This is a genomic window from Actinotalea alkalitolerans, from assembly GCF_023369855.1.
Classification (GTDB): Bacteria; Actinomycetota; Actinomycetes; order Actinomycetales; family Cellulomonadaceae; genus Actinotalea.
The window spans coordinates 146,647-159,076 of the sequence record NZ_JAMBPP010000007.1; the positions used below are offsets into that span (position 1 = coordinate 146,647).

The window sequence follows — 12,430 nt, forward strand, 5'->3', positions numbered from 1 at the left end:
GGTGACCCCTGCCCGACGGCCCGCCCGCCCGTCCTCGATCGACGTGGACTGGTCCGCGGCCGCGCGCCTGGCGGGCCGGCTCGCCTCTCCCGGCCCGACGGACGGTCGCGCCGAGCTCGAACGACTGGTGAACGCGCTGCACGTCGACGCCGACCGCGCGCTCCCGATCGCGCTGACCGCCTCACGCCTCGGCGACGTGATGCCCGTGAGCCCGCCGGCCCGGGTGCTCGTGGTCGACCGGCCGGGGTGGGCCCGGGCAGCCGCCCGGTCCTTCGCCGGGATGACCGGTGACGGCCCGGACGCGGCGGTCACCGCGCCGAGCCGGGGCCATGCCGGGGCGGGTCGGGCACCCCACGGGCAGACCCTGCAGACGGGTGCGCTCCTGGCGGTCCTGTCGGGGCGGGTGCTGGGGCAGTTCGACCCGTTCGGCACCGACGAGCCGGGCGGGCACCTGCTGCTGGTGGCCCCGAACGTGCTGCGCACCCAGCGAGCCCTGGGTGTCGACCCCGAGGACTTCCGGCTCTGGGTGTGCGTGCACGAGCAGACGCACGCCCTGCAGTTCGCCGCGGCGCCGTGGCTCACCGGCTACCTGCGGGACCAGGTCGCCCAGCTCATGGCCTCGGTCGCGGGGACCACCACCACCCAGGACATGGGTGCGTTGCTGGGCGCTGTGGTCCGTGCCCTGCGACCCGGCGGACCGCCGCCGCAGGAGGGTGACTGGCCGCTGCTCGACGCGGTGCTCGAGGAGCCCGACCTGCGCCGGGTCGAGGCCATCACGGCGGTCATGTCGCTGCTCGAGGGGCACGCCGACGTCACCATGGACTCGGTCGGCCGCAGCGTCATCCCCTCGCGTCGTCGGCTGCGTTCACGGCTCGACGCCCGCCGGACGAGCGCCGGACGGGTCGACCGGGTGCTGCGCCAGGTGCTCGGCATCGACGCCAAGCTCGCGCAGTACCGGCGGGGTGCCTCGTTCGTGCGGACGGTGCGTCGCGCGGGCGGGCGCGGCGCCCTGGACGCGGTGTGGTCCGGTCCGCAGGCCCTGCCGACCGCGCGCGAGATCGCCGACCCGCGGGCCTGGGTGCGTCGGGTCCACGGATGACCGGTCCGCACCCGGCGGTCGCGGCGCACCGCAGCGCGGTGCGGTCGGCGCTGGGCGACCTGCCCTCCGGCGCGCTGGTGCTGGTGGCCTGCTCGGGGGGAGCGGACTCCCTGGCGCTGGCCGGGGCGACGGCCTTCGTCGCCCCGCGCGTCGGGCTGAGGGCCGGGGCCGTGGTCGTGGACCACGGGCTGCAGGAGGGCAGCGCGGGCGTCGCGCAGAGGGCTGCGGACCGGTGCCGTGAGCTGGGCCTGGATCCCGTCGACGTGGTGCGTGTGGAGGTCGGGACCCTCGGTGGGCCCGAGTCGGCGGCCCGCACCGCCCGGTACGCGGCCCTCGAGTCGGCCGCGCAGGAGCGCGGGGCCTCAGCGGTGCTCCTCGGGCACACGCTGGACGACCAGGCGGAGACCGTGCTGCTGGGACTCGCCCGTGGTGCCGGTGCGCGCTCGCTGGCGGGGATGGCTGCCGGTCGGGGGCTGCTGCGCAGGCCGCTCCTCGGGCTGCGGCGGGCGGACAGCGAGCGGGCGTGCGTCGCGCTGGGTCTCGAGCCCTGGGACGACCCGACGAACGACCCGCGCTCGGGGGCGGGCGTCGTCCCGCTGCGCTCGCGGGTGCGCCACGAGGTGCTCCCGGTGCTCGAGCAGGTGCTCGGCCCGGGCGTCGCGCAGGCCCTGGCCCGGACGGCGACCCAGCTGGGGCAGGACGCGGACGCCCTCGACGAGGCGGCCCGCGGTCTGCTCGACCGGGCGACGTGCCCCGCGCGCGAGGGGGCCGGGCCTACCGCCGGCCGGGCCGACGCCGCGGCGCTCGAGCTCGACGTCGAGGCGATGGCGTCCGCGCCCCCCGCTGTGCGGCTGCGCGCGCTGCACCAGGCCGCGGTGGCCGTGGGCGTGCCTCCCGGCTCGGTGCTCCGCGCGCACCTCGTCGCAGCTGACGCCCTGGTGGCCGACTGGCACGGGCAGGGGCCCGTGGCGTTGCCCGGTGGCGTCCGCGCCACGCGTCGGTGTGGCAGGCTGGCACTCCTCAGCAGCGCGACACAGGGAGCTTCGAGCGGTGGACCGGGATGACATGGGTGGCGACCTCGAACGGGTCCTGCTGACCGAGGAGCAGATCGGCACGCGCCTGGACGAGATGGCGGCGCAGATCGACATCGACTACGCGGGTCGCGACGTCCTCCTGGTGGGGGTCCTCAAGGGCGCGGTGATGGTCATGGCCGACCTCGCCCGACGGCTGCACTCGCCGGTCGAGATGGACTGGATGGCGGTGTCCTCCTACGGGGCGGGGACGACGTCCTCGGGAGTCGTGCGGATCCTCAAGGACCTCGACGCCGACCTGACGGGTCGGCACGTGCTCATCGTCGAGGACATCATCGACTCGGGGCTGACCCTGTCGTGGCTGCTGTCGAACCTGCGCAGCCGTGGACCGGCCTCGGTCGAGATCGCCACGATGCTGCGCAAGCCCGAGGCCGCCAAGGTCGAGGTCGAGGTGCGCTACGTGGGCTTCGACATCCCGAGCGACTTCGTCGTCGGGTACGGCCTCGACTACGCCGAGAAGTACCGCAACCTGCCGTTCGTCGGGACCCTCGCCCCTCACGTCTACCAGGACTGAGGCAGCGAGCGGGGCGGTGCGGGCCGCCGACGGTCGCGGCCGTCCTGCCCCGGGCGAGCAGTCGTCCTGCCCTGGGCGAACAACGGCCGGGATCTGCGGGTCCACGGGGTAACGTGCACGCCAGACTCACCCGCAACCAGGAGGGATAGGGCCCGCCCCGTCGCCCATGAACCTCAAGCGCCTCACCCGCGGTCCCGCCCTGTGGATCGTCCTCGCCGTGATGATCCTGTGGGTCGGGGCCTCGTCCTTCATGGGCGAGACCATCGAGCGCATCGACACCTCGGACGGCCTGGCGCTGCTCGAGGGCGGCACCGTCGAGCAGGCCAAGATCGTCGACGGCGAGCAGCGCGTCGACCTGACCCTCACCGAGGACTTCGAGGACAAGGGCACCAACGTCCAGTTCTTCTACGTCGAGCCCCAGGGTGAGCGGGTGGTCGAGGCGATCGCCGCCGCGGACCCCGAGGGCGGCTACAACTCCGAGGTGCCGCGGACCAGCTGGCTCGTGAGCATGCTCACGCTGCTGCTCCCCTTCATCATCATCATCGGTCTCTTCTGGTTCCTCATGTCCCGCATGCAGGGCGGTGGCTCGCGGGTCATGCAGTTCGGGAAGTCCAAGGCCAAGCTGGTCTCCAAGGAGACGCCCCAGGTCACCTTCGACGACGTCGCGGGGGTCGAGGAGGCCGTCGAGGAGCTCCACGAGATCAAGGACTTCCTGGCCGACCCGGCGAAGTTCCAGGCCGTGGGCGCCAAGATCCCCAAGGGTGTGCTGCTCTACGGCCAGCCCGGGACCGGCAAGACCCTGCTGGCGCGGGCCGTCGCGGGTGAGGCCGGGGTGCCGTTCTACTCGATCTCTGGCTCGGACTTCGTCGAGATGTTCGTCGGCGTCGGCGCGAGCCGTGTCCGTGACCTGTTCACCCAGGCCAAGGAGAACGCCCCCGCGATCATCTTCATCGACGAGATCGACGCGGTCGGTCGCCACCGCGGTGCCGGCATGGGCGGTGGGCACGACGAGCGCGAGCAGACCCTCAACCAGATGCTGGTCGAGATGGACGGCTTCGACGTCAACGCCAACGTCATCCTGATCGCCGCGACCAACCGGCCCGACATCCTGGACCCCGCCCTGCTGCGTCCGGGCCGCTTCGACCGCCAGGTCGCGGTCGACGCCCCCGACCTGCGCGGCCGCACCAAGATCCTCGAGGTGCACTCGAAGGGCAAGCCGATGGCCCCCGACGTCGACCTGCACGCGGTCGCCAAGCGCACCCCCGGGTTCACGGGTGCCGACCTCGCGAACGTCCTCAACGAGGCGGCGCTGATGACCGCACGCACCGGCCTGCAGATCGTGGGCAACCACGAGCTCGACGAGGCCATCGACCGTGTCGTGGCCGGACCGCAGAAGCGGACCCGGCTGATGAACGACAAGGAGAAGAAGATCACCGCCTACCACGAGGGTGGGCACGCCCTGGTGGCGGCGGCGCTGCGCTACACCGACCCGGTGACCAAGGTGACGATCCTGCCGCGCGGCCGGGCGCTGGGCTACACGATGGTCATGCCGGCCGAGGACAAGTACTCGACCACCCGCAACGAGCTCCTCGACCAGCTCGCCTACGCGATGGGCGGCAGGGTCGCCGAGGAGATCGTCTTCCACGACCCGACCACCGGTGCCTCGAACGACATCGAGAAGGCGACCGCCGTCGCCCGCAAGATGGTCACCCAGTTCGGGATGAGCGAGAAGATCGGTGCGATCAAGCTCGGCCAGGACAGCGGGGAGGTCTTCATGGGCCGCGACATGGGGCACGGCCGTGACTACTCCGAGCAGGTGGCCTCGGTGGTCGACACCGAGGTGCGCCGGCTCATCGACTTCGCGCACGACGAGGCGTGGGAGATCCTCAACCACTACCGCCACGTGCTCGACGAGCTCGTGCTCGAGCTGCTCGAGCGTGAGACGCTCAACCAGGCCGAGCTGGCCGAGGTCTTCGGTGCCGTGGTCAAGCGCGACCCGCGCACGGTGTGGCTCTCGAGCGAGAGCCGCGGTGTCTCGGACCAGCCCCCGGTGCAGACCGCCCGCGAGCGGGCCACCTCCAACGGTGAGCCGGTGATCCCCCAGGACGAGGCCGCTGCGGCCAAGGAGGAGCACCCGGCGCTGCCGATCGGTGAGGTCCCCCCGGACAGCCCGGTCAACCGCGCCCGGTGGGACGACGTCGACCCCGCAGGCGACCAGGACCCGCGCTGATGGCCCACACCGCGGACGACGTCCCGCTGGCCGACCTGCCGTTCCCGGCGGCGTACGACGCCCCGCGGGCCGAGCGCGCGGTGCGTGAGCTGCTCCTCGCGGTGGGCGAGGACCCGGACCGCGACGGGCTGCGCGAGACCCCGGCCCGGGTTGCCCGGGCCTACGCCGAGACCTTCGCGGGACTGCACCAGAACCCGCGCGACGTGCTCGCGACGGTCTTCGACCTGGGTCACGAGGAGATGATCCTGGTCAAGGACATCCCCATGTACTCGACCTGCGAGCACCACCTGGTGCCCTTCCACGGGGTCGCGCACGTGGGGTACATCCCGGGATCGGACGGGCGCATCACCGGGCTGAGCAAGCTCGCCCGGCTCGTCGACGTCTACGCGCTGCGCCCCCAGGTCCAGGAGCGGCTGACCACGCAGGTGGCCAACGCCATGGTCGAGGTGCTGCGCCCGAACGGTGTGATCGTCGTGATCGAGGCCGAGCACCTGTGCATGTCGATGCGCGGCATCCGCAAGGCCGGCTCGCGCACCATCACCTCGGCCGTCCGTGGGCAGATGCGTGACGTCGCGACCCGTGCCGAGGCCATGAGCCTGATCCTCGGACGCTGACGGAACCAGCGACGCCCGGTGAGACACGTGCACCATCCCGAACCGCTCCCCGCGGCCCTCACCGCGCTGGGTCGCACCCTGGTGATGGGCGTGGTCAACGTGACCCCCGACTCCTTCAGCGACGGGGGTCGGTGGTTCGACCCGGGCGCTGCGGTGCGGCACGGCCTCGACCTGGTGGCGCAGGGGGCCGACGTGGTGGACGTCGGGGGCGAGTCGACCCGGCCGGGTGCTGCCCGGGTGCCGGTCGACGAGGAGCTGCGCCGGGTGCTGCCCGTGGTGCGCGAGCTCGTGGCGGCCGGTGCGGTGGTCAGCATCGACACCACCCGCGCCGTGGTGGCCCGCGCGGCCGTCGAGGCCGGGGCCCTGATCCTCAACGACGTGTCGGGCGGGCTCGCCGAGCAGGAGATGGCCGGGGTCGCCGCCGAGTGGGGTGGGGTGTACGTCGCGATGCACTGGCGGGGTCACGGTGACGTGATGGACTCGCTGGCCCACTACGACGACGTCGTCACCCAGGTGCGCGACGAGCTGCGGGCCCGGCTCGACGCGCTGGTGGACGCCGGGGTCCGGCTCGAGCAGGTCGTCCTGGACCCGGGGCTGGGCTTCGCCAAGCCGGGGGCCGACAACTGGCCCCTGCTGGCCCGGCTCGACGTGCTCCAGGAGCTGGGCCGTCCGCTCCTGGTGGGCGCGTCGCGGAAGCGGTTCCTGGGTCACCTGCTCGCCGGTCCGGACGGCGAACCGGCCCCACCCGTGGGGCGCGACCGTGCCACGGCCGCGGTCAGCGCGCTCGCCGCCGCCGCCGGGGTCTGGTGCGTGCGGGTCCACGACGTGGCAGGCTCGGCGGACGCGGTCCGGGTGGCGGCAGCATGGTCCTGCGCACGTGAGCCGCAGGGCATCGAGGACGGGGAGCATCGTGGGTGACGCACGGGACGGCTCGGACGGGCGGGTTCGTACGACGGGGACGGAGGGGTCGCACCGTGACCGGGTCCGGCTCACCGGGATCAGCGCGACGGGGCACCACGGGGTCTTCGAGCACGAGCGCCGTGACGGCCAGACCTTCGTGGCCGACGTCGTGCTGCACGTGGACACACGCCCGGCGGCGGCGCAGGACCGGCTCGACCTGACGGTGCACTACGGCGTGCTGGCCGAGCAGGTGGCCGGGGTGCTCTCGGGAGAGCCCGCCGACCTGATCGAGACCGTGGCCGAGCGGATCGCTGCCGTCGTGCTGACCCACCGCGCCGTCGAGGCCGTCGAGGTCGTGCTGCACAAGCCGCAGGCTCCGATCACGGTCCCGTTCCAGGACGTGACCGTCGAGATCCGTCGTGACCGCACGCACCTTCCGGTGGTCGACGCCCCGGGTGTGGTCGTCGGCACCGACCGGTCGCCTGAGTGGTCCGAGGAGGGACAGGAGCGCCCCGACGCCCAGGACCGGTCCCTGGTCGCCTACCCGCCCCTCTCCGACGAGCAGGGTCCGGCCGTGGCGACGGGCGCACCGGCCGCGGCAGGGCTGGTCGCGCCCCCGTTGACCGTGCCGGCCCTCGAGCCGATGCCCGGCGCGACGATGGCCCTGGCCGACCTCCTCATGGCCCCTGGCACCATCACGCTGCCGCCGGTGACCGGGTCGGGCGAACGTCCCACCAGCCCCCAGGGGCCCGCAGCGCCCGCTCACGCCGAGAGCCGTGCCGAGGCCCCGGCCCCCCGTGACCGCATGGATGTGGCGCCCGCCGAGCCGGTCGACGTCGTCCTGGCGCTCGGCTCGAACCTGGGACCCAGCCAGGAGATCCTGCGCGAGGCTGTGCTCGAGCTCGCGGCCGTCCCGGGGCTCGAGGTCACCGCCGTCTCGCCGCTGGCTCGGACGGCGCCCGTCGGCGGGCCCGACCAGCCCGACTTCCTCAACGCCGTCGTGCTCGGCAGGACGACCCTCGCACCGCGCGCACTGATGCACGTGTGCCAGGAGGTCGAGCAGCTCCACGGCCGCGAGCGTGAGGTCCACTGGGGGGCACGCACCCTGGACATCGACGTGGTCGTGCACGGGTCGACGGTGGCCTCGGCCGACGACCTCGAGCTGCCGCACCCGCGCGCGCACCAGCGCGCCTTCGTGCTCCAGCCGTGGGCGCACGTGGACCCTCAGGCCGTGCTGCCCGGCCTGGGCGGGGGACCGGTGGCGGCGCTGGCCGGCACCGCCCCCGACCGCGAGGGCATCCGGTGGATGGCCCTGGACTGGTGGCAGGCGCCCGAGGCCGGAGCCTGATGCAGCGGACCCGCATCTCGCGGCTCGGGGTGGTCGCGGGGGTCACGACGGCGGCGTCCTTCGTGGTGCTCCGGCTCATCGAGAGCCGTGGCGGCACGCCACCCCCGGTGCCGTGGCTGTCCTGGTTGGTGGTGCTGCTGATCGGTGCGGTCGTCGCCGGCCTGGGCTGGTCCGTCCGGCAGTTCACCCGTGGCAAGCGACCCGGGCTGGACCCGTTGCTGGCGGCACGCACGGTCGTCCTCGCGACCGCGTCGGCGTACACCGGTGCGCTGCTGTCCGGGTGGTACGCGGCTCAGGTGCTCCTGGTGATCGGCGACCTGACGATCGACGTGCGGCGCGAGCGTGCCCTGGCCGCGGGGGTGGCCCTGGGGTGCACCGTGCTGCTGGGGGTCATCGGTCTGGTGGTCGAGAGGTGGTGCCAGGTGCCACCGCCCGAGGACGACGACGGCGCCGGGGCCGCGCCGTCGGGCAGTGCCGTCTGAGCGGTCGAGGCCCGCGCCGTCCGATCCCGGGGGTGTCTCGCCGGGGCCGGGGGTGGTGCAAGGATGGGTGCCATGAGTGCGTCCGCGTCCCCAGGACCGTTCGACCCCGCCGGTGTCCAGTGGCAGCGGGTCTCCCCGCGGCTGGTCACCGTCCGGCTGATCACCCTCGGGTTCGTGCTGGTCGTCCCCTTCGCCGGTGGGGTCGTTGCCGCGGTGCTGAGCGGCGTCCCCGGTCTGTGGGCCGTGCCCGCGGTGGTCGCGGCACTCGCCCTGTGGTGCGTCGTGGTGATCCCCCGGCAGGTCCGTGCGATCGGCTACGCCGAGCGGGACGACGACCTCCTCATCCGCAAGGGCGTGCTGATGAGGTCGCTCGTCGTGGTGCCCTACGGGCGGATGCAGTTCGTCGACGTCCAGGCAGGACCGATGGACCGGTGGCTCGGCATCGCGCGGGTCCAGCTGCACACGGCATCGCCGAGCAGCGACGCGGCGATCCCCGGACTGGTCCCGGTCGAGGCCGAACGTGTGCGTGACCGCCTGGCCGCACGCGGCGAGGCGCAGCTGGCCGGGCTGTGAACGGGCCCGACGAGGTCGGTGCGAGGGCGGACGGCCCCGCTGACCCTGCCGCCCCGACCGCCGTCACGACGACCGCCACCGCCGTGGGCGAGCGGCCCGCGCTGGCCTGGCGGCGCGTCCACCCGGTCACCCCGGCGGTCAAGGGGTGGAAGGTCGTGGTCGTGCTGCTCGCCATCGGCGCGCAGCAGGCCAGCCAGAACCTGCGCGACGCGCAGGACGTCTACGAGAGCGTGGGGATCCTCCCGGTGGTCGGGGTGCTGCTGGCGGGTGCCCTGATCGGCTTCGGCTATGCCGCGATCGCCTGGCGGATGACGCGCTACGCGATCGATGCCGAGTCCGTCTACCTCAAGACGGGGGTGCTCTACCGCCAGCAGCGCACTGCTCGGCTCGACCGGGTGCAGGCCATCGACGTGACCCAGCCCGTGCTGGCCCGTCTGCTCGGGCTGGCTGAGCTCAAGCTCGAGGTCGCCGGGGGCGCCGACTCCGCGGTGCGGCTGTCCTTCCTCAAGGAGTCCGACGCGCAGGCCCTGCGCAACGAGCTGCTGGCCCGCGCCGCCGGTGTCGTCCTGGGCACCGACGACGGCAGCGAGGGCGCGCGGCCCGTGGTCGAGGCCGCACCCGAGCGTGAGGTCCTGGCCGTCACGCCGGGACGACTCGTGGGGTCGCTGATCCGCTCGATCGCGACCGTCTTCGCGCTGCTCGGGCTGATCGCGATCGTCGTGGTGATCGCGGTGACCAGGGAGTTCGGGGCCGTGATCGCGCTGTTCCCGGTCGCGCTGGGCGCCGCCGGGTACGTCTGGCAGCGCTTCGCCGGGGAGTTCGGCTTCCGGGCCGCGCAGTCGCCCGACGGCGTGCGGCTGCGGCACGGCCTGCTCGAGTCCCGGGCGCAGACGGTTCCCCCGGGGCGGGTCCAGGCCGTCCGGCTCTCCCAGGCCCTCCTGTGGCGCCGCAAGGACTGGTGGCGGGTCCAGATCAACGTCGCCGGCTACGGCCTCGAGGACCAGATGAAGGAGACGGTCCTGCTCCCGGTGGGCGATCGGGACGAGGCGCTGCTGGCCCTGTGGCTGGTGCTGCCGGACCTGGGCAGCGAGGACCCGCGCGCCGTGCTCGACGCGGCGCTGAGCGGTGACGGTGACGAGCAGGGTTTCGTGACCAGCCCGCGGCGCGCCCGCTGGCTCGACCCGTGGTCCTGGCGGCGCAACGGGTACACGTTGACCGACCGCGCGCTGCTGGCACGCTCAGGTCGTTTCGTGCGGCAGCTCGTCGTCGTCCCGCACGAGCGCACCCAGTCGCTGGGGATCGTGCAGGGTCCGCTGCAGCGCCGGCTCGGGCTGGCGTCCTTCGCGCTGCACTCGACCCCCGGGCCGGTGGTCCCGGCCGTCCAGCACCTCGACGCCGACCGTGCGGGTGAGCTGATGGCCGAGCAGGCGCGCCGTGCCCGGACGGCGCGCGCGTCGGCCGGCCCCGAGCAGTGGATGGTCGAGCTGCGGCGCGTCGAGGAGCAGTCGCCCGTGGCAGCCCCGCTGCCCTCCGAGACATCCCCGCCCTCCGACACGGTCCCGCCCGCGCCCTTGTACGGCGGACCGACCCCGCCCCCGCCGCCGCCCGCTGCGCCGTCCGCACCGCCGTTCGTGCCGCCGACCCCTCCTCCGCCCTCGTGAGCGAGGCACAGCCCCTCGACGCACGGACCGCTCCCGGACGCCTCGGCGTGGGTGTGGTGGGCGCGGGACGGGTTGGATCGGTGCTGGGCAGCGCGCTGCGGGCCGCGGGCCACGCGGTGGTCGGGGCGAGCGGAATCTCGGCTGCGAGCCGCGAGCGCATCGACACCCTGCTGCCCGGGGTGCCCGTCCTGGAGGTCACCGACGTCGTCGAGCGGGCCGAGCTCGTGCTCCTGACCGTGCCGGACGACGCGCTCGCGGACCTCGTCTCGGGCCTGGCCGCGCTCGGCGCGTGGCAGCCCGGCCAGATCGTGGTGCACACCGCGGGGGCGCTCGGCACCGAGGTGCTCGCGGCCGCCCGTCCGGCCGGGATCATCCCGCTCGCGATCCACCCGGCGATGACCTTCAGCGGGACCTCGCTGGACCTGGCCCGGCTGGTCGGCTGCACCTTCGCGGTGACCGGGCCGGGGCCGGTGCTGCCGATCGGGCAGGCGCTGGTCGTCGAGGTCGGCGGTGAGCCGGTGGTCGTGGCCGAGGCGGCCCGCCCGCTCTACCACGCGGCCCTGGCCCACGGGGCGAACCACCTGGGTGTGCTCGTCGCGCAGGCCGCGCAGGCGCTCGCCGCCGCGGGGGTGGCCGCCCCGGACCGGGTGCTGGGCCCGCTGCTCACCGCAGCGCTGGACAGTGCGGTACGGACCGCGCACCACGCGGGGGACGGGACGGCGGTCGGAGCGAGCGGCGTGGCGAGCCTGACCGGCCCGGTGGTGCGTGGGGACGCGGGTACGGTGCGTGCGCACCTGGACCAGCTGACGGCGCTGGCCGCGCGGGACGTCACCGCATCAGACCTGCCGGCCGCGTACCGGGCGCTGGCGCGCGCGGCCACCGGCCGCGCGCTCGCCGGAGGCAGGATCGGCACCGACCAGGCCGAGCGTCTCCTGGACGTGCTCGCGCCGCCGTCCGCCCCTGGCACGGCGAGGCCCACCGACCCCCCGCACGGTGAGGGCTGATGACGACGTCGTCGACGGCCGGACGCGGCGCCCCTGCGTTCCCCGCCCCGCGGGTGGTGCGAACCCGCGCCGAGCTGCGCGACGCCCTCGCCGACCGTCGTGCCGGGCGGCGCGCGGTGGTGATGACCATGGGGGCCCTGCACGCGGGACACCTGTCGCTGGTGCACGCGGCACGCGAGCTCGCCGACCAGGTCGTGGTGACGATCTTCGTGAACCCGTTGCAGTTCGGCCCCACGGAGGACCTCGACCAGTACCCGCGGGACCTCCCGCGCGACCTCGAGCTCCTCGCCGGGGCGCGGGTGGACGTCGTCTTCACCCCCGACGCGGGCGAGATGTACCCCGACGGCGAGCCCGAGGTGCGGGTGCACGCCGGTCGCACCGGTGAGCTGCTCGAGGGTGCCCTGCGACCTGGGCACTTCGACGGGATGCTGACCGTGGTGCTCAAGCTGCTGCACCTCACCGAGGCCGATGTGGCGGTCTTCGGTCAGAAGGACGCGCAGCAGCTCATGCTGATCCGGCGCATGGTCGCCGACCTGGACCTCGACGTCGAGGTCGTCGGTGCGCCCACGGTGCGCGACGAGGACGGCGTCGCGCTGTCCTCCCGCAACGCCTACCTCGACCCGGAACAACGTGTGGCGGCCCGGGCGTTGTCCAGGGCACTGGCAGCGGCCGGACGTGCTGCTGCGCAGGGCGGTGGGGCGATGCAGGTGCTCGGGGCGGCGTCGGAGGTGCTGGCGGTCGAGCCGGGGCTCGTGATGGACTACGTCGCCCTGGTCGACCCGGCCTCGGCGGCCGAGGTCGGCCCCGCGCACCACGGGCCCGCGCTGCTCGCCGTCGCGGGGCGGTCGGGTCCCACCCGCCTGATCGACAACGTGCTGCTCGACCTCCGCCCCCGGGCCCAGGAAGGACCGTGA

12 protein-coding genes are annotated in these 12,430 nt (G+C 74.2%); all 12 read left to right on the plus strand.

Annotated features, from left to right (window positions below; genetic code table 11):
- The first annotated feature begins 1 nt into the window (after position 1).
- The 12 genes from M1R94_RS10565 (at position 2) to panC (ending at position 12,430) form a co-directional block, all read left to right on the plus strand.
- Positions 2 to 1,099, plus strand: a complete 1,098-nt coding sequence (locus M1R94_RS10565; RefSeq protein ID WP_249381654.1) for a zinc-dependent metalloprotease — start codon at positions 2 to 4, stop codon at positions 1,097 to 1,099.
- Positions 1,096 to 2,163, plus strand: coding sequence for a tRNA lysidine(34) synthetase TilS (gene tilS, locus M1R94_RS10570; protein WP_249381655.1), 1,068 nt, complete (start codon positions 1,096 to 1,098; stop codon positions 2,161 to 2,163). The genes M1R94_RS10565 and tilS overlap by 4 nt, the downstream gene beginning before the upstream one ends.
- The gene (gene hpt / locus M1R94_RS10575; RefSeq protein ID WP_249381656.1) at positions 2,150 to 2,704 is read left to right on the plus strand and encodes a hypoxanthine phosphoribosyltransferase; all 555 of its coding nucleotides are present in this window, start codon (positions 2,150 to 2,152) and stop codon (positions 2,702 to 2,704) included. Before tilS ends, hpt begins: the two co-directional genes overlap by 14 nt.
- A 166-nt stretch (positions 2,705 to 2,870) precedes the next feature.
- The gene (ftsH, locus tag M1R94_RS10580; RefSeq protein WP_249381657.1) at positions 2,871 to 4,934 is read left to right on the plus strand and encodes an ATP-dependent zinc metalloprotease FtsH; all 2,064 of its coding nucleotides are present in this window, start codon (positions 2,871 to 2,873) and stop codon (positions 4,932 to 4,934) included.
- Entirely contained in the window at positions 4,934 to 5,548 is a 615-nt protein-coding gene (folE, locus tag M1R94_RS10585) for a GTP cyclohydrolase I FolE (RefSeq protein ID WP_249381658.1), read from the plus strand. The genes ftsH and folE overlap by 1 nt, the downstream gene beginning before the upstream one ends.
- A gap of 84 nt (positions 5,549 to 5,632) precedes the next feature.
- The gene (folP, locus tag M1R94_RS10590; RefSeq protein ID WP_249381766.1) at positions 5,633 to 6,466 is read left to right on the plus strand and encodes a dihydropteroate synthase; all 834 of its coding nucleotides are present in this window, start codon (positions 5,633 to 5,635) and stop codon (positions 6,464 to 6,466) included.
- Positions 6,459 to 7,796 carry a 2-amino-4-hydroxy-6-hydroxymethyldihydropteridine diphosphokinase gene (gene folK / locus M1R94_RS20755; protein WP_249381659.1) on the plus strand — a complete coding sequence of 446 codons (1,338 nt, stop codon included), beginning with the start codon at positions 6,459 to 6,461 and terminating at the stop codon, positions 7,794 to 7,796. Before folP ends, folK begins: the two co-directional genes overlap by 8 nt.
- Positions 7,796 to 8,278, plus strand: coding sequence for a DUF3180 domain-containing protein (locus tag M1R94_RS10600; RefSeq protein WP_249381660.1), 483 nt, complete (start codon positions 7,796 to 7,798; stop codon positions 8,276 to 8,278). The genes folK and M1R94_RS10600 overlap by 1 nt, the downstream gene beginning before the upstream one ends.
- Before the next feature lie 72 nt (positions 8,279 to 8,350).
- Positions 8,351 to 8,851 (plus strand): PH domain-containing protein, encoded by a 501-nt coding sequence (locus M1R94_RS10605; RefSeq protein WP_249381661.1) that lies wholly within the window; start codon positions 8,351 to 8,353, stop codon positions 8,849 to 8,851.
- Positions 8,848 to 10,512, plus strand: a complete 1,665-nt coding sequence (locus tag M1R94_RS10610; RefSeq protein ID WP_249381662.1) for a PH domain-containing protein — start codon at positions 8,848 to 8,850, stop codon at positions 10,510 to 10,512. Before M1R94_RS10605 ends, M1R94_RS10610 begins: the two co-directional genes overlap by 4 nt.
- Positions 10,509 to 11,516, plus strand: coding sequence for a Rossmann-like and DUF2520 domain-containing protein (locus M1R94_RS10615; RefSeq protein WP_249381663.1), 1,008 nt, complete (start codon positions 10,509 to 10,511; stop codon positions 11,514 to 11,516). Before M1R94_RS10610 ends, M1R94_RS10615 begins: the two co-directional genes overlap by 4 nt.
- The gene (panC, locus tag M1R94_RS10620; RefSeq protein ID WP_249381664.1) at positions 11,516 to 12,430 is read left to right on the plus strand and encodes a pantoate--beta-alanine ligase; all 915 of its coding nucleotides are present in this window, start codon (positions 11,516 to 11,518) and stop codon (positions 12,428 to 12,430) included. Before M1R94_RS10615 ends, panC begins: the two co-directional genes overlap by 1 nt.

What these genes read in the sequence shown, in the direction of transcription:
- tilS (WP_249381655.1), top strand. Translation starts at nt 1,096, where the DNA reads ATGACCGGTCCGCACCCGGCGGTCGCGGCGCACCGCAGCGCGGTGCGG.
- ftsH (WP_249381657.1), top strand. Translation starts at nt 2,871, where the DNA reads ATGAACCTCAAGCGCCTCACCCGCGGTCCCGCCCTGTGGATCGTCCTC.
- folE (WP_249381658.1), top strand. Translation starts at nt 4,934, where the DNA reads ATGGCCCACACCGCGGACGACGTCCCGCTGGCCGACCTGCCGTTCCCG.
- folP (WP_249381766.1), top strand. Translation starts at nt 5,633, where the DNA reads ATGGGCGTGGTCAACGTGACCCCCGACTCCTTCAGCGACGGGGGTCGG.
- M1R94_RS10600 (WP_249381660.1), top strand. Translation starts at nt 7,796, where the DNA reads ATGCAGCGGACCCGCATCTCGCGGCTCGGGGTGGTCGCGGGGGTCACG.
- M1R94_RS10605 (WP_249381661.1), top strand. Translation starts at nt 8,351, where the DNA reads ATGAGTGCGTCCGCGTCCCCAGGACCGTTCGACCCCGCCGGTGTCCAG.
- panC (WP_249381664.1), top strand. Translation starts at nt 11,516, where the DNA reads ATGACGACGTCGTCGACGGCCGGACGCGGCGCCCCTGCGTTCCCCGCC.